This is a genomic window from Armatimonadota bacterium (assembly GCA_020354555.1).
In the GTDB taxonomy this organism is placed as follows: domain Bacteria; phylum Armatimonadota; class Hebobacteria.
On record CP070648.1, the window covers coordinates 946,467 to 966,958 of the forward strand.

Consider the following 20,492-nt stretch of genomic DNA (forward strand, 5'->3'; position numbering starts at 1 on the left):
CACGCGATATGAAAGGAGCACATTCCTTGCCTACTCTGTTGCTGGTATTCATCGCGGTGGTGCTGGCCAGCTTCGGCCAGATCGCCATGAAGCACGGGATGAATCTGACCGGGTCGCTCGGCCCGAGCCCGGGGGTCACGATCCTGTTCGGGCTGCTCAAGGCAGTATTCACGCCGTATGTCTTCCTCGGCCTCGCTCTGTATGCCATCTCGGCCATGTTCTGGCTGATGGTGCTCAAGCAGGCGCAGGAATTGAGTTACGTTTACCCCCTGATCGGCTCCACGTACGTCATCGTTCTCTTGCTGTCGTGGCTCTTCTTCAAGGAGCACATCACACTGGTGCGCTCCGTGGGGGTAGTGCTGATTTGCCTCGGCGTGGTCTTCGTGGCCAGGAGCTAAGGACGTCTGCGACAACGCGCGAGACGCTGCTGCGGCGCATCGCCGGGCCGCTGCTCATCGCCGCGCTCGCGATCCTGTTCCTCGGCCGCGCGCTGTTGACCGGCGATGTCATGCTCCCCGCGGACTATCTCCTTCACTTCCAGCCGTGGCAGGCGGAGGCCGGCCCCGTTGCGGAAGAGCATTGGAATGCCCTGGTCTGGGATTCCGTCGCGCAGTACTACCCCTGGCGAGCGTTCGCCCACGACAGCCTCGCCCGCGGCGTGATACCACTGTGGAACCCGTACCAGTTCTGCGGCACGCCGTTCGTCGCCAACAGCCAATCCGCCGTCTTCTATCCGCCTAATCTCGTCTTCTGGGTGATATCGCCCGCGCGCGCCTTCGGCGTCGCCGCCGCGCTTCACCTGTTTCTGGCCGGGCTGTTTGCGTATATGTTCCTGCGCGCGCTCGGCGTGGGCCGATTCGGCGGCACGTTCGGCGGGCTCACCTTCGCTTTCTGCGGCTTCTTCGCCGCGTGGCTGCAGCTCCCGACGGTCCTCAGCACGGCGCTGTGGTTGCCGCTTGCCCTCTTCTTCGCCGAGCGATACTTCGCCACGTACCGTCTGCGCTATGTGCTCGGCGCCGGGTTCGCCGTGGGGACGGCGCTCCTCGCGGGGCATCCGCAGATGTCTCTCTACGTCCTTGGCATGACCGCGGCCTACGTCATCTTCCGCGCGCTGACATCGTCAGGCGCGGTTCGCGGGCGCCTTGGGCGCGGCATCCTCGCAGGGGCTATCGCAGGAGCCCTCGCCCTGCTGTGGGGCGCGGTGCAGCTTCTGCCAACCGCCGAGCTGCTTCCGATGAGCCACCGGGCAACCGCCGCCAGTGCCCAGGGCTACGCGGCCTACCTGCGCTTCGCCATGCCGTGGCAACACCTCGTCACCCTTCTGCTCCCGGAGTTCCTGGGCAACCCCATCTATGGCACCTACGTCGGGCGCGGCAACTTCGCGGAGTACGCGGCGTACGTCGGCGTTGTGCCGCTGATCCTCGCCGTGCTCGGTGTTATCTGGCGGCGCGACAAGTACGCCTTCTTCTTCGCCGCCGTGGCGGCGTTCGCGCTCTTCGTGGCCCTGGGCACGCCGGTGAATCTTCTGCTGTTCTACGGCATCCCCGGCTTCAGCAGCACGGGCGGCCCGGCGCGGATGCTGTTCGTGTATTCCGCCGCGATGGCGTTTCTCGCCGGTATGGGCGCGGATGCTGCCGCGAACGCGCTGGCCGATTCCGCGACGGCGCGCCGGTTTGCCCGTCACTTCGCGCTCGGCGCCGCCGCGGCGCTGCTCGCCGCCGCCCTGTTCGCCGGCGTCCTTTCGGCAATGTTTGCCGTCCCGCTGCTGGGACTTCTCGGCGCGCCTGCGATCAACATTGTCGTGATGCTCCTCGTGCTGGCTGTCACCGTAGCCTCGCTGTGGGCGGCAAGCGGACGGACCGGGCTCGGCCGCGAGGCGGCGCTCGCGCTCTTGCTCATCGCGTCGGCGCTGGAGCTTGCGGCCTTCGGTGCAAGGTACTACCGTACCGCGCCGCTTGAGCGCGTCTATCCCGCGACCGAGTTGACCGCTTATCTGCGGCGCCACGTCCCGGTCGGCAGGCTCATGCCCCTCTATCAGTCATGGGGACTCGCGAAATTCCCCGACGCAGTCCTGCCCCCGAATTCGGCCATGGTCTATGGCCTCCATGACGTGCAGGGCTATGACTCGCTCTACCTTGCCCGCTACAGGTCGGTGCTGGCCGCAGTCCAAGGACGCGATCCGAGCCCACCTGCGAACGGCAACATGCTGCTGGGGTCGTCGGCCGACCCGTCGCTGTTGGCGGCATTGGGCGTCACTCATGTGTTGTCGCAGGCGTCTTTCGACATCCCCGGGCTCGCGCTCGAGCGTTCGGGGGAGGTGAATGTGTACCGCGTCGAGAACTCTGCACCGCGAGCATACGTCGCGCGCTCGACCGTGTACGCATCGGACATCGTCGGTGCGCTCGCGGAGCTGAGTCAAGCGAGTCGCGGCGGCGCGGTTCTGGAGATGCCCCCGCCGCAGTCCGTTCAGGAACCGCGGGCGGCGGGCTCACCGAACAGCGTCACCGTGCTGAGGCATGACCTGAACCGGGTGCGCCTCAAGGTATGGCATCCGGGATACGTCGTGCTGAGTGACGCGTACTACCCGGGTTGGCGCGCGCGGGTTGACGGCGAGCCGGCCGAGATCCACATCGCCAACGGCGCGTTCCGCGCGGTGCGGGTCGCGCCCGGCGGGCACGATGTGGAGATGCGGTTCGAGCCGTGCTCCTTCAGGCTCGGCCTGTTCGCGACGCTGATCGCGGTCGCCGTCGGCATGGCCGCGGCCGGCATGACCCTCGGCGTGCGCCGCCGACCGTAGAGCCGAACTGTTACGTGCGCGAGGCCGTATGGAATGAAGCCCTACCAGATCAAGCGCATCGAGCGGGCCGGCCTCGCGGTCATCATGCTCGCGGCGGTGGTGCTGCGTTTCGCCGGCCTGCGGTGGGGGATTCCGAACGAAGCGCACCTCTTCTCGTATCACCCCGACGAGGCGCCGATCCTCGGCGCCTCGTGGTACATGCTCATCACCGGCGACTGGGATCCCCACTTCTACAACTACGGGACGTGCTACGTCTATCTCATAGCTGCCGTTGCCAAGGGCGGCGCGGTGATGGGCTTCATCCCACTGCCCAAGGGCGGGTGGGCCGAACTGCACTTGATCGCGCGCTTCCTGACCGCGCTCATGGGGGCGGCGACCGTGTACCTCGTTTACTCGATCGGCAAGAGCCTGGGCGGCGTCCCGGTTGGGTTCGGCGCGGCGGCCCTGATGGCGATCCTGCCCGCGCACGTCGTCAACTCCCATTACGCGACCGTGGACGTGCCGGCGACGTTCTTCATTGCGCTGCTGTTCGTGATCTTGCTGCGATTCTTCGGCCGCGCGGAGCTTGGCTGGTATCTGGTCGCGGGACTGGCGCTCGGGCTCGCGGCGGCGACGAAGTACACGGTCGGTCTTGCTCTGATTACGCTCATCATCGCTCACTTCTACGCCTCGGACGAGTACGGTGAGTCGCCTTCGATCCTCTACCTTCTGGCGGCGGTGTTTGTCGCCGTGCTTGCATTCTTCGCGGTGACGCCTTACCTCCTGGTGATGACGCCGGAGGGTTTTCGCCTCAATCCCGATTTGGTGCGCGACGTGCGATTCGAGATGGAGCATATGCGGGTCGGCGGCACCTTCGCGTTCGCCAACGCCGGACTCGGCTGGATCTACCACCTGCTGCGTTCGCTGCCCGCGGCAATGGGCTACGTCGCGCTGGCATTTGGCCTCGTCGGCGCGGTGCTCATGATTCAGCGCGGGGGGCCCGTCGCGCTCGTCTTGTTCAGCTTTGCCCTGCCATATTTCGTGCTCGTCGGCGCGGGGAAAGAGATGTTCCTGCGCTACATGGTGCCGCTGCTGACGGTGCTGGCGGTGTCGGCCGCCTATGCCCTCGAGCGATTGCGTGAGGCGAGCGTGCCGAAGCTCGGCAAGTGGGGCGCCGTCGTCGCCCCGGCTCTGCTCGGGGCGGCGTGCATCTTCCTCACCGCCTGGTATGCCGTCCAGATGGTCGGCATCATGATGGCGCCGGACGTCCGCACCCGGGCCGCCAACTGGCTGCGCCCGCAACTCACAAGCACCGCCGACGTCGGCCTCGCCTCAACGCCGTGGTACTTCACGCCGCCGATTACGACTTTCAACGGCGGCCTGCGCAGCGCGGCGGACTTCCGCCGCTGGCAGGAGGAGGACGCGCCGTACCGCGTGACCGTCATCGGTTGGGATGCCGCGGCACTGCGGCAGGAACGGCCGGACTACTTCATCGTGAGTGACGCCGAGTATGCCGATCTCCTGCGCCTGCAGCGCGAGGACGCGGTCGGCCTCATGGATGCGCTGCCGAAGACGTATCGCCGGATCGAGGTCTTCGAGCCGCCGCCTCCGCTCCCGGCCTTGAGACCGGACAAGCTCGCATGCCCACCGGACTGGCTCTACACGTGGCCGCGAATCGAGGTCCACTATTAGCTCCGCCGTGCCCACCGTTCGCCAAACATCAGACCCGCCAGCAGGCGAGGCGAGCGCCGCCGAATGGCGCTGGGTCGCCCTGGTGTCACTCGCGGTGATCGTGGCGACGTGTATCCCTTACCTGTTCGGCTGGTTCATCACGCCGCCCGGCTCTCAGTATATGGGCTTGCTCGCCAATCCTGACGAGCACAACGTGTACCTCGGCTGGATGCGCCAGGCGGAGCGCGGCCGCCTTCTCTTTCTCGATCCCTTCACCACCGAGCCGCAGCAGGCCGGGTTCTTTCACGGGTTCTTCCTCACGCTTGGAATCGCCGCGCGGCTCACGCACGTCCCCCTGATCGGGGTCTATCACATCGCGCGCGTGATCTGCGGCATGTTGTTGCTCATCGGTATCTACGCGCTGGCAGTACAGATCCTCGACGGGCTGCTCGCGCGGCGGCTCGCCTGGGGGCTGGCTGCTCTGTCATCCGGCTTCGGCTGGCTCTACGCGGCCATCAGACCGGGGGCGGCGGTGCATCCCGTGGATTTTGGGCCGGGCCTGGTCATGCCCGAGGCCATAACGTTCCTTTCCCTGCTCCTCAATCCGCTGTTCTGCTTTTCCGTCTTCCTGATGGTCGTGCTGTGGACGGCGTACCTCGCGGCCGTGCGCGCGAACTCCTGGAAACTCGCGGCTCTGGCCGGAGCCGCGGGGTTCCTGCTCGGCAATGTCCACACCTACAACGTGATCACCGTTTGGCTGACGCTGGTTCTGTATATCGCCGGGCTCGCAATCATCGGTCGGCGTTTGCCCGCGCGGGAGGCGCTTTTCGCGGGCCTGGTCGCCGTCATGTCGGCGCCGTTCGTCATCTACCAGTACTCGCTGTTCCAGGCGAACGCGGTTTTCCGCGAGAAGGCGCTGACGCTGACGCTCACCCCGCCCGCGGCGTTCTTCATCGCCGGCTATGGGCTCGTGTTTCTGCTGGCGATTCCCGGCGCGATTGTGGCGCTCGGGCGACGGGACAAGCCGCAAGTGCTCCTCGTCGCCTGGGCCGCCGCGACGCTGCTACTGGTGTTCTTCGCGCCGGTTTCGTTTCAACGCAAGATGGCTGAAGGGCTGCATGTCCCGCTGTGCCTGCTCGCGGCGCTGTTCGTGGGTGGCTGGCTCGCGGCCAAGCTGCGCCACCGCATGGCTGCGACGCTGGCAGTGGCGTTGGTGATTCTCGGTATGCCCTCGAATGCGTTGTTCGTCGCGCGGGGCTTCCACGACTTGACGACCAATAATGCGGCATACGTCCACGTACTCATGCCACCGCTCTACCTGCGTTCGGACACCGTCGAGGCCATGCGCTGGCTGCGCGATCACGCGACGATGGACGAAGCCGTGCTGTGCGCCCCGCTCGCGGGCAGCTACGTCCCCGGAGCGGCAGGCACCACGGTGTTCATCGGCCACTGGGCGGAGACGCTGCACTATCCCGACAAACTCGGCGATGTCCTGTGGTTCTTCTCGGGCCGCCCGCAGCCAGGGGAGCGCCGCGAGTTCATGGAATCCAATGGACTGCGGTACGTTCTGTACACGCCGGACGAGGCCGCGCTGGGGCCGTTCAATCCGGGCGCTTCGCCCGACTTCGATCTCGTCCTGGCGAGGCCCCAGGCGCAGCTTTTCCGGTTGGCGCCGGCAGACTGAGTCATGCGCAAGGGAAATCTGATCTTCCTCGTCGTCACGCTGCTTGCCGGTATCGCAGCCGCGATTCTCGCGGCATCTGGTTCGTGGGGTGTGCCCGGGGAGTGGCAGTGGCAGCACCGCGTCATTCAAGGTGAGCGGTGGTGGATGCCGTTGCCGCCGTCCCTCGCGCTCATCGGCTTCAGCCTGTGGCTGCTCGGGAGAGCGCGGGAGCGCGGCCGCATTTCGGCGGCATGGGTGCTCGTGTTCGTCGTGCTCGCGTGCGTCCTACAGCTTTCGACTCTCGCCATAATGCACGATTCCACCGCCTATGCGGGCGCAGTCATCCTCAGTCCCGTCGCAACAACGTACTTCACGGAAGCGGCGCAAGTCGACGACATGCGCTCGTTCCTCCGCGATTATGCGAACCGCATGCCGACGTTCAGCCAGCACGCGCAGACCTATCCGCCGGGGCCGATCGTCTTCTTCTGGTTCCGCCAGCAGGTCATCGAGGGGTCCGCGGCGGTGCGGGGCTTCGCCGCAACCCTGATCGCCCTCGTCACCGGCTTTTCCCCTGCGGACCTGGCCGGCACCTACACACGGCTCTACGGGCGCCCGGTGGCAATCCCCGAGGCCATCGCCGCCATCGTCTGCGCATGGCAGCTCGGCCTCATCGGGTGCTTGAGCATTCTGCTGATCTTCCTCCTGGCTCGCGATCGCTGGGGCTATCCGGCGGCGGTGTGCGCGGCAGCGTTCTCGACCGCGATTCCGAGCTTCGTCCTCTTCACGCCCTCGATTGCGCAGCTCGTCGCATTCGAAACCGCGCTGACGCTCTACCTGTTCCACCTCGCCTGGTCGCGCCGCAGTGCAGCGTGGGGCGCTCTCGCAGGAGCAGTGTGGACTATCGCCGCCCTCACCAGCCTGGCCATGCTGGCCATTCCGCCGCTGCTCGTCCTGTGGGCCTTGTTCGACCGCGTCGCCGGCGGCGCGGGCAAATCCGCCGGTTCGCCCTGGCGGGTCGCCCTGGCGTGGGTGGGGGGATCGCTCGCACTGTTCGCGCTGGCCTACGGCGTGTTGGGCATTGACTTTCCGGCGATCATGGTCGCCGCCCTCGGCGCTCACCGCGAGGTGACCACGCAGGCGTTCGCGCGCACCTATTCGCGCTGGCTCGGCTGGAATCTGTTCGACTTCTGGATGTTCCTCGGCGCCGGGCTTGGTCTATGGCTCCTGCGGCAGATGTGGACTGAGATGCGCGCGTTCGGCCGTGGGCCGCGTGAGTCGCTCACTCCGCTGCTGTGGGCCGTCGTACTCACCGTCGCCGCGCTCGACCTGTCCGGCGTGGTGCGCGCCGAGGTCGGACGCATTTGGATGTTCCTCATGCTCCCGGCCGCTGCGGTCGCCGGCCGCTCCGTCGCATCCGTCGAACGCGCCGACATCGCCCTCGGCGTCATCCTCGCCACTCAGTTGCTGCAGATCTCCGCCTTCGAGCGACACCTAGCGCTGTTCGTCGTTCTGTGAGAGAATGATGCGGCATGCGCAAGCGTCACAGTCACGATAACGCGCACACTCCATTCGCCCGGGCCAAACCCCCGGGCGTCGGCAGTCGCCTCTGGCCTTACGCCACGCTCGTCGCTATCGCCGTCGCCTTCTGCGGGCGCGCGGTTTTCACCGGCAACGCCCTGGCGCCGCTCGACATGCTGCTGCTCATGTCGCCGTGGAATGAGTACGCCCACCGGTTCCCGGAGTTCTCCCACGTTCAGACGCCCATGCTCGATCCCGTGCAGCAGTATCTCCCGTGGCGCCTGTTCGCGACGGCGAGCCTCAGGGACGGCATCATCCCGCTGTGGAATCCTTACGCCTTCTCCGGCACGCCGTTCCTCGCCAACCTCCAGTCGGCCATCTTCTACCCGCCCAACCTGATCTTTCTCATCATGCCCGTCGCGCTGGGCTTCACGTACACCGCGGTCCTTCACTTGGCCCTCGCGGGGTGCTTCATGTTCTTCTTCCTCCGCGTGTGGGGCATCGCGAAATGGCCGGCGCTGGCCGCGGCGGCGGCCTACATGCTCAACGGCTACTTCATCGCGTGGCTGGAATACCCGGCGATCGGCCTGTGGGTCGCGGTCTGGCTACCCCTGATGCTGGGGCTTCACGAGCTGGGCCTGCGCCGGAGGAGTTGGGCGCTGACGGCTTTGACCGGCCTCGTCGTCGCCGTCCAGTTCTTCGGCGGCCATCTCCAGGTCGCCGCCTACGTCGTTTTCGCGTTCCTCCTCTACGCGCTGGTGCGCACGATCTGGAATGCGTCGGGCGAGAGTGGATCCAGCGTCCGACGCTGGGAGCCCATCACGCGGGGGGTCGCGGCGCTCGCCCTCGGGTTGCTGCTGGCGGCCGGGCAGCTTCTGCCGACTATGGAACTCGCGCCGCGCAGCCACCGCCCGCCCGTTTCGCCCGCGGCGATCCAGAACACGGCATTGCCGTACACTCACCTCGTCATCTACTTCGTCCCGAAGTTCTTCGGCACGCCTGCGGACGGCAACTACTGGGGCAACTACGTCGGCCGGCCGGATATCAACTTCTTCGAAACCGCGGGCTACGTCGGCATACTGCCCCTGCTTCTCGCTTGCTTCGGCGCGCTCGAATGGCGTCGCCCACTGACGAAGTATCTGCTCGCGCTCGGCGCCATTTCGCTCTTGCTCGCCTTGGGCACGCCTCTGTATCTGCTCTTCTTCTATGCGGCGCCCGGCTTCAAGCAGCTCGCAGGGGTCGCGCGCATTCTCTATCTCACTGCCTTCGCCGCCACCGGGCTCGCCGCGCTCGGGCTCGACCGCCTGTCGCGAGAGCCGCGCGCGCCGATGGTATCAGTTGCGGGGCTCTTTTCCATTATCGCGCTCAGCATCGTCAGCGCCGGTTTGTGGATCTTCCGCCCGCAGGTAGTCGCCTTCGCGCAGACCGGGGTCGAGCCCATCGCGTCCTTCCCGCGTTACCTGCTCGTGCAGGTCGTAGTCTTCGGCGGGCTCCTGATCGTGAGCTGGATTCTCATCGCGGCTCGCAGCAGATTGCGGGTTACGGTCTTCGGCGCCCTCTGTCTGGCGCTGATCGTCCTCGATCTGTTCCTTGCCTGGGTCCGCTTCAATCCCGTGACCGACCCGCGCATGGCGTTCTTCGATACCGGCGCGACGACGTTCCTGCGCGAGCACTCGCGCGACGACCGCATGCTCGCGATCGGCACCAGCTTCCGTGACTGGATGCCACCGAACACGCCGATGGCGTATTCCCTGCGCGACATCCAGGGCTCCGATTCCCTGTGGTGGGGGAGGTACCACCGCTTCCTCAGCGCCGCGCAGCCCGGCGCTCCCACATTCGATTGGCGCAGTCTCGATTCGCCTGCTCTGGAACTGCTCGCCGTGCGCCATGTGATCTCTCCCCACCCGGTGGAGCATCGGGGGTGGGAGCTGGTGCTCGACGACGACGCCTTCGTCTACCGCCGCCGCGCGCCGACGGCTCGCGCGCGCCTCGTGTCTGACTGGAGGGTGGCAACGGACGAAGAAGCGCTGCAGGCGGTGGCGTCGGGTGCTCCAACGATGCTCGCCACGCCGCTTCTCGACGCGGCGCCGAACGCGCGCGCCGCGCCCGGGGCGCCGCCGGGGTCAGCAGAGATCGTCGCCGACGGGATTGACATGGTCCAGGTGCGGTGCCGCGCTCCTGCGCCGCGAGTGCTCGTACTGGCCGATCCCAATTACCCGGGTTGGCGCGTGGAGATCGGCGACGAGGCGGCGCCGTCGCTTACGGCCGACTACGCCTTTCGCGCCGTGGAGGTGCCGAGAGGCGAGCACTTGGTGACGTGGCGCTACGAGCCGGGTGCATTTCGCCTCGGCCTTTTCTTCGGGCTCGTGGGAGCGGCGGCTGTGGTCGCCTGCCTGGCGGCGGGGACGGCCGGCGGCGAGCAGCGCCGCAAGGCCGCGCAGCGGAGCAACCAGAGCGCCACATGAATATGTCACAGGTCCGTCACAACCAGATCATCGCCGTCGCGCTCTTCGTTGTATCGTTCGCGCTCCTGGCGACGACTGCGGGGCACTACGGCCTGACCTACGACGAGCCGGTGTATCTGGGCCTGGGGCAGCGTCACGCGCAATGGTTCGCGGATCTGTGGCAGAGCATCCGCGGCGGCGATATCGTGACCCCCTTTTCGGCGCCGATGCTCGATTCCGCATGGAACGCGGGCAAGGACCAACAGCCGCCGTTGGTCAAGGTCGCTTCGGGTCTCGGGCAGCGTTGGCTTACCTGGCTCTTGGGCGAGTGGGCGGCCATGCGCTTGCCCAGCATCCTGCTGTTCTCCATCGCCGTGGCGGCGCTGTTTCTCCTGTGCGCGCCGTTGTGGGGCAGGATCGCCGGGCTGTTCGCTGCTCTGTCGCTGCTGCTCATGCCTCGCGGGTTCGCTCACGCCCACTACGGCGCGTTGGACGCCTCGATCGCGTCTCTGAGCCTGCTGACCCTCTTCGCCTTCCTGCGGCTGGCGGAGCACGACACCTGGCGTTGGGCGGTGATCGCAGGTGTTGCCTTCGGTCTTGCGCTCCTGACCAAGCTCAACGCCTTCTTCCTTCCCATCATGGTGATCGCATGGGCTGTGCTCTGCGCGCGGCATATGCTGGGCAAAGCCGCCGTCGCGCTGCTCATCATCGGCCCGGCCGTGTTCTTCGTCGGATGGCCGTGGCTGTGGCACGCGCCCGTGGAGCGCTTCGCCGGCTACATCGCGTTCCATCTGCGGCACTACCCCGTGGATGTCTTCTACCTCGGCCGGACCTATCACTATGCGCCGTGGCATTATCCGGGGATCGTCACGTCGGTGACCACGCCGCCCGCGGCGCTTCTGCTCGCGGCTGTCGGGCTGGCGAACATCGCGCGGGTGCGCCCGGAGCACGAGCGGCAGCAGGCCGTTGCCATTCTGCTCGGCATCGGTTTAGGCGTTTCGCTGCTGTTCTCGTCCTTGCCCGTCGCGCCAAAGTACAACGGCGTGCGACTGTTTCTACCCGCGCTTCCGCTCATTGCCGGCCTCGCCGGCGCAGGGTTCGGCATCGTCACGCACTACCTGCGCGCGGCGATGGCGCGATGGCGCGGCGGCCGGTTCGCCGGACGGGCACGCTGGCTCGCCGCCGCGCTCGCGCTGATGCTGCTTCTCCCCGGCCTGTTCGCGGTGGCGGCGACGCATCCGCATCAGCTCGCGTACTACAACGCGCTGGTCGGCGGACCGGCAGGGGCGCAGAAGAAGGGCTTCGAGACGATCTACTGGGGCGGCGTGTATCTCGATGCGCTTCAGGACTTCAACCGCCTGCCGCGTGACACGACGCTGTATATCACCCCCGCCGGTGTCGTCTCGCTCCTCGTCTTCTACCAGCGCGCGGGCATGCTGCGCGAGGATCTGCGTTTCGTGTCAACCGGCGAGACGCCGTCCGACACGCTCAACGCTGTCGTGTATTCCGACCTCGTCGTCTTCCAGTGCGCGCAAAGCGAATTCGACGACGTCTCGTGGCCGCTGTACCGGCGCGGTCGCCCGCTCATGAGTCGCATGCTCGGCCCGGCCAGTCTCGCGGTGCCGCTGCTGAATGGATACACCAGCGACGCGGCGCTCGCGGTGCTTAAAGAGAAGCGAGCGGCGTCCGACACGGAGGGGCAGGCCGCGCAGTGAATCCCATCAGCGCGATAATCCCGAGCCGCAACGGGCGCGACCTGCTCGCACAGTGCATACCCGCGTTGGAGCGGGCGCTGCGGCCGGGCGACGAGATAATCGTTGTGGACGACGGAAGCACCGACGGCAGCGCCGAATTCCTCAGGCGTCGCCATCCGCGCGTACGCGTCGTCCGCGTGACCCGCAGTCGCGGCTTCGGCGATCTCTGCAATCTCGGCATGCGGCTGTGCTATTTCGACCTCGCGCTGCTGCTCAACAACGACATGGTCGTCGCGCCGGATTCCCTCGAGCCGCTGATCGCCGCGCTGGCCGCGCCCGGCGTATTCGCCGTTGGCCCGCAGTACCGCATGCGCCGCGGGATACGGGACGGCTACCGGTGCAGCATATGCGGCGGCATCCACCGCGAGGGCATCCAGTACCACGGGCCCGGAATCATGCTCGACGCGCCGGCCGGCGGCGGCCTCTTCGACCGCCGCATGTTCTGGGAGCTGGGCGGCTTCGATCCGCTCTATCTGCCGTTCTACTGGGAGGACACCGACCTCGGCTACCGCGCCTGGCGCGCGGGCCTGCGTATCCGCGTCGAGCCCGCCAGCGTCATGTACCACGAGCACGGCGCCACCATCAGTCGCCTGCAATCACGCCATCGCGCGGAGGCGACCGAGGCCCGTAACTCCCTACTGTTCACCTGGAAGAACGCGCGCGATATCGACGTGGTCCTGCGTCACCTGTGGCGGCTGCCCCGGCGCATGGCCGCCGACATCCTGAATCGGAACGGCGCACCAGGCGTGCGCGGGCTGGCGGCGGCGTTGCGGCGCATGCCGCGCGCGCTGGCCGCGCGCGCCGCCGAAGGGGCGGGTCTGCGCTCGGATGCCGCCCTCGCACGCGCCGCGGTGCGCTATCCGCGCTTGTTCCTAGACCGGCTCGCATGATCCACAATAGGCCAGGACAAGGGAGCCCGCGAACCGTGCTCGTGCTGCAGGTGCAGCGCCTCGCCGCAATGGAGGAGCTAGAGGAAACCTGCCGCCGCGTGCGGGAATACTGTGGCGGGTGCCGCATTATCATCGTCGCCAGTGCGGCCACGGGCATGTTCGTCGAGCACCTCGGGTGCGCGGAGGACGTGCTGCGCATCACGCGATGGTCCGGCCGGCGGATGCGCGCCCTGGTGCGCCGCGCGCTGCGCCGAGGAGTCACCGACACGTGCATAGTCTATGATTCCACCGCCGCGCCGGGACCCGCGAGACTGGAGCTGCTGGCATTGGCGATGCGGACGCCGCTGTACTACCGACAGCTCGGCGGCGCGGTGAGGCCTTTGTCTCGGGGACGTCTGTGGGCGCGGTTCATCGCCGGCATAGCACTGGCGGGTCTTGCTGCGGGCTTCGGGGCGCTCGCAGGCGCCGCTGCGGGCGCGGGTCTGGTGATTACGCAGGCCTTGCTCGCGACCCGCCGCGGGCGCGCGCATCGTCGCCGGCACAGGATTCAGGATTGGAATGAGGAATGGCTGCGCAGACTGTAATCCCAGGAGCGGCCGCTTGAAGATCCTCATGCTGACCGGCTATTTCTGGCCGCGCATCGGCGGCGTGGAGAAACACGTCCTGCGCGTCAGCGAAGAGTTGGTCGAACTCGGTCACGAGGTCACCGTGCTCACGAGACGTTGGGATCCGGGATGGCCGGAGCAGCAGGATCGCCGCGGCGTCCGGGTGCGCCGCGCTGACGGCGGCATCTCGAAGGCTCCGCGCGATCCCCATCTGCGGCTGCTCGGCGAGGCGGACGTCATCCACTGCCACGACGCATATCCCTACCTGCGCTTCTATCTCCCGGCGCGGTTCGCGAGGAAGACCGCGCCCTTCGTCACCTTCCACGGCTACGAGGGCTATCCCATCCCGCGCACCGCACGGTGGCTCCGGCGGCGCCTCGCCAAGCGCGCTGCGGGAACGATCTGCATGGGCGAGTTCATCCGCCATTGGTACGGGCACGAGTGCGACGTCGTCTCCTACGGCGGCGTGGACGCCCCGCAGGGGCGGGTGCCCGACGCGGATCCCGCCGCCCCCGCGCTCTACGTCGGTCGCCTCGCGCCCGATACGACTATCATGGGGTACCTCGAAGCGCTGCGATTGCTCAGGCAGCGCGGGCGCGATGTCCGTTTCGTGGTGTGCGGCGAAGGCCCGCTGAGCGACAAGGTCGTCGCGGTCGCGCGCGCGGCCGATGTTGATGTCGTCATGCGAGGTTGGATCACCGACGTCGCGCCTGAACTCGACCAATGCCGCTTCGCGTTCGTCTCGGGCTATCTCAGCATTCTCGAAGCCATGGCGCAGCGGCGGCTGGCGTGCTCGCTGTACGACAATCCGCTCAAGCGCGATTACCTCGAGTTGTTCCCCGCTGCGCAACATATGGTCATCGCCGACGGGCCGGATCGCCTCGCCTCTGCCATCGAAGAGCAGATCGAGAACCCCTCCGCGGCGACCGCCACGATAGACGCCGCCGAAGCCTACGCGCGTGAACAAACCTGGCGTAAGGTGGCTGAACTGTATCTCGACCTGTACCGCCAGCGAGGCGTGACCCGATGAGCCGCATCTGCCTCATCACGACGACGCTTGAAGAGGCGGAGGGCATCGCCGAGTTTATGGACTCGATCCTCGCGCAGACGCGTGCGCCGGATCGCGTCGTCCTCGCCGACGGCGGCTCGACCGACGGCACGGTGGACATCGCGCGCGCCTACGCAGACCGGCTGCCGCTGACCGTCATCGTCATCGGGGGCGCGAATCGCTCGCGCGGCCGCAACGCTGCGGTCAACGCGTCGGACGAACTCATCATCGCATGTGTTGATGCGGGATGCGCGCTCGAGCCGGATTGGCTGGAGACGATCACGCGGCCGCTGGTCGAGCGCCCCGATGTAGACGTCGTCGCCGGCTACTATGAGCCCGAGCCGAGGACGTTGATGGAACAGGCGTCGGCTGCGGCTCTCGTGCCGCGCGCCGGCGAAGTGGATCCGGACGCATTCCTGCCGTCGAGCCGATCCATAGCGTTTCGACGCAGCGCGTGGGAGAGAGCCGGTGGCTACCCCGAGTGGACGCCGTTCAACGAAGACACAGTCTTCGACATGGCGCTCAAGCGCGCGGGAGCGGCATTCGTCTTCGAGCCGCAGGCGATCGTCCACTGGCGGCCGCAGGGCCGCCCCGCGAGCATCTTCCGCCAGTTCTTTCGCTACGCGCGTGGCGACGGGTTGTCGGGTCTGTGGTTCGGCCACTACGCGAAGGCGTACGCGGAACTCGCCGTCGCGGCCGCCATCGTGGCGCTCGCCGCCGCTGCGAGCCCGGATTGGCTGTGGGCGCTTGCAGGGCTGGCGGGCGTATATTGGCTGCGCGTTGGCGCGAGGGCGCGCCGTCGGGGCGCGGGTACCGCCGCTGCCCTCCTGGCGCCCGTCGCGATGATGATCGTTGACGTGGCTCACGTCTGCGGCTATACGATTGGCATCGTCAGCCGCGTGCTGCTCGGCGCGATGGGCCGCGCTCCGCGGGTCGGCGCGGCGCGCGGATGATTGTCATGTTGCGAGAAGCGAAGCATACTCGCGTGAACCGGCGGAGTTCCCTACTTCCGCCGGGACGACGTGCGCAGGACGAGTCATGCATATCGCGCACTTGACATATACCTACTTCCCTCTCGTCGGCGGCGGCGACGTGTACGTCGAGAACCTCCGCCGCGCGTTGGAGGCGGACGGCCACGAGCAAATCGTGCTGGCCCGGCGATCACACGAGACGGCTCCGTGGTTCGTTCCCGTGCCCAATCCCCTGCGCCACCTGCCCGCCGAGTTCTGGACGCACGTCTTCGGACTGATTCCTCGCGCCTCGCTCTTGCGCGCGCAAGACGCGATCATTGCGCACTACCCGGTGTATGCTCTCGCGGCGATGGCTGTTCTCGGGGCCTCGCCTGCGAGGCGGATTCCCCGTCCGCGGACGATCGGCGTTTCTCACGGAGTCACGTGGGATGACCGGCCCGGTTCCGCGCGCGCGTGGGTCAAGCGGGCGATCGCCGGAGCCGCCTTCCGGCGCTGCGCCGCGTTCGTCGCCAACGACAGCAACTTCTTGCGCGAGATGGGACTCGACGTCCAGGCGGGCCGGCGTTTCTTCGAGGAGGTCGCGCCCGGTCGGTGGTTCATACCGAACTGTGTTGACACCGAGCGCTTTCGTCCGGCTGAGGGGTGGCGGCATCTGCGCGAGATGCGCCCGATAATCGTCCCGCGCAACCTGTTCTTCAACCGGGGCGTGCACGTGGCGATCAAGGCCTTTGCGCAATTCCAACGGCACCACCCCTATACGCGCCTGGTCATCGTCGGCGCGCCGAGCCAGCCGGATTACGTGCGCGCTCTGCGCGTGCTGGTGCGCCGCCTCGGCCTCAGCGACGACGTCGTGTTCTGGGGCGCGGTGGCGCACGCGGATATGCCGGCGGTTTACGCCGCGGCGGAGATGGTCGTCATCCCCTCGGTGGCGGGGGAGGGGACGTCGCTGTCCGCGCTCGAGGCGATGGCCTGCGGGGTCGCCACAGTCTCGACCGATGTCGGCGGGTTGGCGGATTTGCCGACCGTGCAGTGCGCCCCTGACGCCGGCAACCTGGGCGAGGCTCTGGTGCGCTCCTATGCGATGCGCGCTGAGATCGGCGGACAACAACTCGCCGCGGTCCGGCGGACTTTCACGCGCGAGCGCTGGGAGGACGCCTGGGCGCGCGTGATTTCGTCGCTCGAGTAGGTGCTTGGCCGAGGCGTACCGCCCGCTGCCTGCCCAAGGCTGCGTTGTCCCTACTCGCTCCCGTCACATGCCCAGTTCCATCTTGGTGCGCAGGAAGCGCATGACATCGGTGCGGCTGATGATGCCCACCAACTCGTCGCCATCGGCGACCAGGAGCCGGCCGCTGTCCTTGCCCGCGATCGTGCTCAGGGCCTCCCATGCGTCCGCGTCGGGGCGCATGACGTCGTTGCCTTGGAGCGGCTCGACAACATCAGCCGCGCGCGTGTATGCCCATCGGTCGCGCGGGATCCGTCGCACGTGCGGCAGGGTCAGGATACCAAGGATACTGGCGGCGTCGGCGACCGGGAAGGCGGCGTGGTTGAGGCGCAGGAAGTAGTCGTCCACCGCCTGCTGCAGGGTCAGGTCGGGTGGGATCGTGATCACATTCGGCGTCATGATATCGCGCACCCGCACCCCCGACAGCGCGCTCTGCAGCACCTGCTGTTGATAGCTCGACCGCGCCGCGTCGAGCAGGAACCATCCGATGAAGATCGGCCACAGCCCGTTCTCCCACCCTTGTCCGCCGAGCACTTGGATGCTGACCAGGATCTGCAGCACGCCGCCCCCGATCAGCAGGTAGCCGAACCCCTGGCCCGCGGTGGCGGCGATGTACGTCGCGTGGCGCAGGTCGTTGGTGGCGCTCCATATGATGGCCCGCAGCAGACGGCCGCCGTCCAGCGGGAAACCGGGCACCAGGTTGAACCCGGCCAGGAAGAAGTTGATGACGCCCAGCCAGAATAGGCTGAACTGTATCGGGTCGTGCCCGGCCGCGCCCTTGGCTGCGAACCACAAGGCAAGGAACATCACGCCGAGCAGCGCGCTCGTCAGTGGCCCGGCCGCAGCCACCTTCAACTCGTCGTTGGCGCTCTTTGGCTCCGACGTCATCCGCGAGACGCCGCCGAAGACGAATAGGGTGATGCCGGATATGCCGATGCCCAGTCGTTTCGCCACCAGTGAGTGCGCCAGCTCGTGCAGCAGGAGCGAGATGAAGAAGACGATGGTCATGCCGATGCCGAGGACCCAGCGCGCGGCGGGCTCGAGGTCAGGGATCGCGCGGGGCAGTACAGTGGTGCTGATGCCCAGCGCCACGAGCGCAAAGATGATGAACCACGTGAAGTGCAGGTCTATCGAGATCCCGGCGATCCTGCCCAGATGAATCGAGCCCTGCATGGACTGTCTGACCTCCTCCCACCGTTCGTCAGCACCGGCGATCGCAGACGCTCGTGCGAGCCGTCCCGTCCGGTGCCCGAATCGCCTCGATGCTCGCCGGGTCGTGACGCACCCATCGGAGGTATTCGGCACGGCGGGGGGATAGCTTGTTCGATCCGCGCGCCAAGCGATACCCATGGAACCCGGAGAGCCGGCGCCTACTTCAACGCCGCCAGCGCGGCGTTGGAGTACCCAAGGCCGATGGCGGATAACGTTTCGGCCCTGATGCGTCCGTCGCGCACGCGGAACAGGCTCTCATGCGCGCGCTGGACATCCTGGGCCGCCCACGGGACGTACTGGCGCGCATTGTACTCCACTCCACGCACCGGGTAGCTGCGCGCGGCCAACCCGGCGGAATGCACCAGCGCCAGCCCGGGATTCGTCAGGTCCTGGACCCCGTACAGCATCCGCGCTTCGGCCGCCTTCGCGATGCAGAGCAGCATCGCCGAATGCCCCTTGCACGTCTTGAGCGCCACTCCCGACCAGCCCAGCCGTCGCGCCAGATCCACGGCCTCGGTATCGGTCGCGCTTTCGTCAATCATCACCGGCCTGATCGCCGCGAGTTCCTGCATGTCGAACTCGTCGGCCGCGAGGTCGCGCGCGGTCGGCTGCTCGAGATACAACAGCCGCTCAAATGCGATCGGGCACTCCGCCTCCAGCCGGCGCAGCAATTCGATGCAGTACTGCGGGCTCTCGCACACCTCGTTAGGATCCGCGGTGAGGCAGAAGTCGCCGACCGCCCGCGACTTGAGCACCTCCACGACTTGCTTGAAGCGCTCCACATCCCACTCCAAGTCGTTGCCGCGCAGCTTGAGCTTGAGGCAGAAAACACCGTCGCGCTCGATCCAATCCTCGAGACAGTTCGGCAGGCCATCGCGCGGATCGTCGGGCGTCAGCTCCTCACGGGTGAGCTTGTCAACGCCGCCGACGACGTGGAACACCGGTAACTCAGGCGCGTAGTCGCGGCGCAGGTAGTCCGCCGGATAGCGCCCATCGAAGTCAGGTCCCAGGTAGGCGCTGAGGTCGCGCTCCATGAACTCGCGGCCGCAGCCGTCATAGGCGCTGATCGCATTGACGCGTCCGAACCCGTCGTGCACCGCCGCGTCCACCGGCGACCCGCATACCAGCGCCGCCAGCGTGGGAATCTTCTGCGGCAAGGAACGTCGCCGACTCACCTCCTCGGCAACGCCGGACAGCTCCGGCCTGAGTTCCAGATATAACTCAAGCGGGTGCGCCTGGACCGGGCACTGGGCTGCCTTCCGGCAGAAAAGCCGCACCACTTCGCGCATCGCCGCGTCGCGCTCCTCGGGTGCGAGGTCTTCACTGGGATAGGCCCACGCGCAGCCGAGAAGGATGTTTCCCCATCCCTCCGCGGTCCGCCCATAGCCGTTCTCCACCCGCACGCGGACGGTGAGCGAGGTCGCGGTACGCACCATGCCGGTCGCCAACACCAGCGGGGTCCGGAATGCCTCCTCCTCGAACCTCGGCTCCACCTCGACGATGCGAACGTCGGTCTTCATCTCTCGCCTCCCAGACCGCCCCGGCCCGCCCCTGCCCGCGCGCTTCCGCACCGCCCACAACCAGACGGCCTCCATCGCGCCGCCACCATGGCTCTCGTGCTGCGACAGTCGAGATCCGACCTGGCGCGTTGTTCGCCGTTGCACAACCCAATCCTGCTCGTCGCTCCGGCAAGCAGGAGCGGGGCGGCACCGGCACAGAAACCTTACGGTCATGAAGACGGAGCCATTCACCGGCGAGGCCATCCCCGAAATCGTTGCCTTTTGGAACGCCAGTTTCCTCAGCCAGCGCCTGTTCGTGCCGCTGACGGAGGAGCTGTTCCGCGCGCGCGTCGTGGAGCGTTCCGCCTTTCGACCGGAGGGCATGCGCATCGCCCGCATCGCCGGCGACATCGTCGGCATCGGCCATGCCTCGCGCAAGGCGGATCAGGGATTTCTGTCACTGCTCTACGTCGCCCCGCGGTCGAGAAGTCAGGGCATCGGGAGTCGGCTCCTCGACGAGGTGATGGAGTGGTTGGGGCCGGTGCCGCGGGTACGCGCCGGAGCCGTGATCTTCGATCCGGTCTATGGCGTCCACTTCGACGACCGCCGCGCCTGGGGCGGCCCGAGGATGCCCTTTTGGGGCTCCAGCGAGGGGCTCGCCGCGCGCGCCGCCGACCTCGAGACGCGCAACTTCATGCTCAAGCGCGGCTTCGCGCCCGAGGATCCCGACTACTCGATGCTCGTCTCCGGGCTGCGCGGCCGGGACGAGAGCAGTCTCAACCGCCGCGAGCAGTTCGCCGTCGCGCGTCGCAAGTACGAAATCCGCGTCGCGCAGAACTCATCGAGTCGTCACGGGTCGTATCGCTTCGAGCTGCCGCATCGCTGCGTCCAGTTGTACGGCGGCGGTCGCCCTCTCGGCGAATGCATGTGGTTCGCGTTCGATGGCAATCTCGCCCTCATCTACGACTTCTACCTCGAGACTGAAGCGCGGGGCAAGGGCTTGGGCCGCGCCGTGCTGCTGCGCGCGCTGGCCGATATCAAGGACGCCGGGCTCGACCGCTGCGATCTGACGACCGGCTCGCGGCGCAATGCCCGCGCGGTCAAAGTCTATCGCATGGCAGGCTTCCGCGTGGACGAGGTGTGGCAGCCGTACTCGCGCGGCGAACGCTGACCCGTGCGCTAACGTGCCCCGGTTCATCACGCGAGGCCCTCTTACCGG

Annotated in this window: 15 protein-coding genes; 13 read left to right on the forward strand and 2 right to left on the reverse strand. The window is 67.3% G+C overall.

Annotated features, from left to right (window positions below):
- Positions 1-26: 26 nt before the first annotated feature.
- From JSV65_03945 to JSV65_04000, 12 genes are all read left to right on the forward strand, one after another.
- The gene (locus JSV65_03945) at positions 27-398 is read left to right on the forward strand and encodes a multidrug resistance protein (protein UCH35512.1); all 372 of its coding nucleotides are present in this window, start codon (positions 27-29) and stop codon (positions 396-398) included.
- A complete protein-coding gene (locus tag JSV65_03950) occupies positions 365-2,797 on the forward strand; it encodes a YfhO family protein (GenBank protein ID UCH35513.1) in 2,433 nt (810 codons plus the stop codon). Before JSV65_03945 ends, JSV65_03950 begins: the two co-directional genes overlap by 34 nt.
- A gap of 33 nt (positions 2,798-2,830) precedes the next feature.
- Positions 2,831-4,468 (forward strand): glycosyltransferase family 39 protein, encoded by a 1,638-nt coding sequence (locus JSV65_03955; protein ID UCH35514.1) that lies wholly within the window; start codon positions 2,831-2,833, stop codon positions 4,466-4,468.
- A 7-nt stretch (positions 4,469-4,475) separates the two neighbouring features.
- Complete coding sequence (locus tag JSV65_03960; GenBank protein UCH35515.1) at positions 4,476-6,131, forward strand: hypothetical protein; 1,656 nt, start codon at positions 4,476-4,478, stop codon at positions 6,129-6,131.
- A gap of 3 nt (positions 6,132-6,134) precedes the next feature.
- Positions 6,135-7,625 (forward strand): glycosyltransferase family 39 protein, encoded by a 1,491-nt coding sequence (locus JSV65_03965; protein UCH35516.1) that lies wholly within the window; start codon positions 6,135-6,137, stop codon positions 7,623-7,625.
- 14 nt (positions 7,626-7,639) lie between these two features.
- Complete coding sequence (locus tag JSV65_03970; protein ID UCH35517.1) at positions 7,640-10,093, forward strand: YfhO family protein; 2,454 nt, start codon at positions 7,640-7,642, stop codon at positions 10,091-10,093.
- Positions 10,090-11,787 (forward strand): glycosyltransferase family 39 protein, encoded by a 1,698-nt coding sequence (locus JSV65_03975; GenBank protein ID UCH35518.1) that lies wholly within the window; start codon positions 10,090-10,092, stop codon positions 11,785-11,787. Before JSV65_03970 ends, JSV65_03975 begins: the two co-directional genes overlap by 4 nt.
- The gene (locus JSV65_03980) at positions 11,784-12,716 is read left to right on the forward strand and encodes a glycosyltransferase family 2 protein (GenBank protein UCH35519.1); all 933 of its coding nucleotides are present in this window, start codon (positions 11,784-11,786) and stop codon (positions 12,714-12,716) included. Before JSV65_03975 ends, JSV65_03980 begins: the two co-directional genes overlap by 4 nt.
- A gap of 35 nt (positions 12,717-12,751) precedes the next feature.
- Positions 12,752-13,300 carry a hypothetical protein gene (locus tag JSV65_03985; protein UCH35520.1) on the forward strand — a complete coding sequence of 183 codons (549 nt, stop codon included), beginning with the start codon at positions 12,752-12,754 and terminating at the stop codon, positions 13,298-13,300.
- Positions 13,301-13,316: 16 nt separating this feature from the next.
- On the forward strand, positions 13,317-14,351 hold the full coding sequence (locus JSV65_03990; protein UCH35521.1) for a glycosyltransferase family 4 protein: 1,035 nt from the start codon (positions 13,317-13,319) through the stop codon (positions 14,349-14,351).
- Positions 14,348-15,322 (forward strand): glycosyltransferase, encoded by a 975-nt coding sequence (locus tag JSV65_03995; GenBank protein ID UCH35522.1) that lies wholly within the window; start codon positions 14,348-14,350, stop codon positions 15,320-15,322. Before JSV65_03990 ends, JSV65_03995 begins: the two co-directional genes overlap by 4 nt.
- A gap of 85 nt (positions 15,323-15,407) precedes the next feature.
- Positions 15,408-16,526, forward strand: coding sequence for a glycosyltransferase family 4 protein (locus JSV65_04000; protein UCH35523.1), 1,119 nt, complete (start codon positions 15,408-15,410; stop codon positions 16,524-16,526).
- Positions 16,527-16,589: 63 nt separating this feature from the next.
- On the opposite strand, the gene JSV65_04005 is transcribed toward JSV65_04000, so the two are convergent.
- Both JSV65_04005 and JSV65_04010 read right to left on the reverse strand, forming a co-directional pair.
- A complete protein-coding gene (locus tag JSV65_04005) occupies positions 16,590-17,735 on the reverse strand; it encodes a site-2 protease family protein (GenBank protein UCH35524.1) in 1,146 nt (381 codons plus the stop codon).
- A gap of 197 nt (positions 17,736-17,932) precedes the next feature.
- Entirely contained in the window at positions 17,933-19,294 is a 1,362-nt protein-coding gene (locus tag JSV65_04010) for a hypothetical protein (protein UCH35525.1), read from the reverse strand.
- Positions 19,295-19,505: 211 nt separating this feature from the next.
- Between JSV65_04010 and JSV65_04015 the strand changes: the two genes are divergently transcribed.
- Entirely contained in the window at positions 19,506-20,444 is a 939-nt protein-coding gene (locus JSV65_04015) for a GNAT family N-acetyltransferase (protein ID UCH35526.1), read from the forward strand.
- The last annotated feature ends 48 nt before the right edge of the window (positions 20,445-20,492 follow it).

Coding starts and splice junctions, on each gene's coding strand:
- JSV65_03955 (UCH35514.1), top strand. CDS start 2,831: ATGAAGCCCTACCAGATCAAGCGCATCGAGCGGGCCGGCCTCGCGGTC.
- JSV65_03965 (UCH35516.1), top strand. CDS start 6,135: ATGCGCAAGGGAAATCTGATCTTCCTCGTCGTCACGCTGCTTGCCGGT.
- JSV65_03970 (UCH35517.1), top strand. CDS start 7,640: ATGCGCAAGCGTCACAGTCACGATAACGCGCACACTCCATTCGCCCGG.
- JSV65_03975 (UCH35518.1), top strand. CDS start 10,090: ATGAATATGTCACAGGTCCGTCACAACCAGATCATCGCCGTCGCGCTC.
- JSV65_03995 (UCH35522.1), top strand. CDS start 14,348: ATGAGCCGCATCTGCCTCATCACGACGACGCTTGAAGAGGCGGAGGGC.
- JSV65_04000 (UCH35523.1), top strand. CDS start 15,408: ATGCATATCGCGCACTTGACATATACCTACTTCCCTCTCGTCGGCGGC.
- JSV65_04005 (UCH35524.1), bottom strand. CDS start 17,735: ATGCAGGGCTCGATTCATCTGGGCAGGATCGCCGGGATCTCGATAGAC.
- JSV65_04010 (UCH35525.1), bottom strand. CDS start 19,294: ATGAAGACCGACGTTCGCATCGTCGAGGTGGAGCCGAGGTTCGAGGAG.
- JSV65_04015 (UCH35526.1), top strand. CDS start 19,506: ATGAAGACGGAGCCATTCACCGGCGAGGCCATCCCCGAAATCGTTGCC.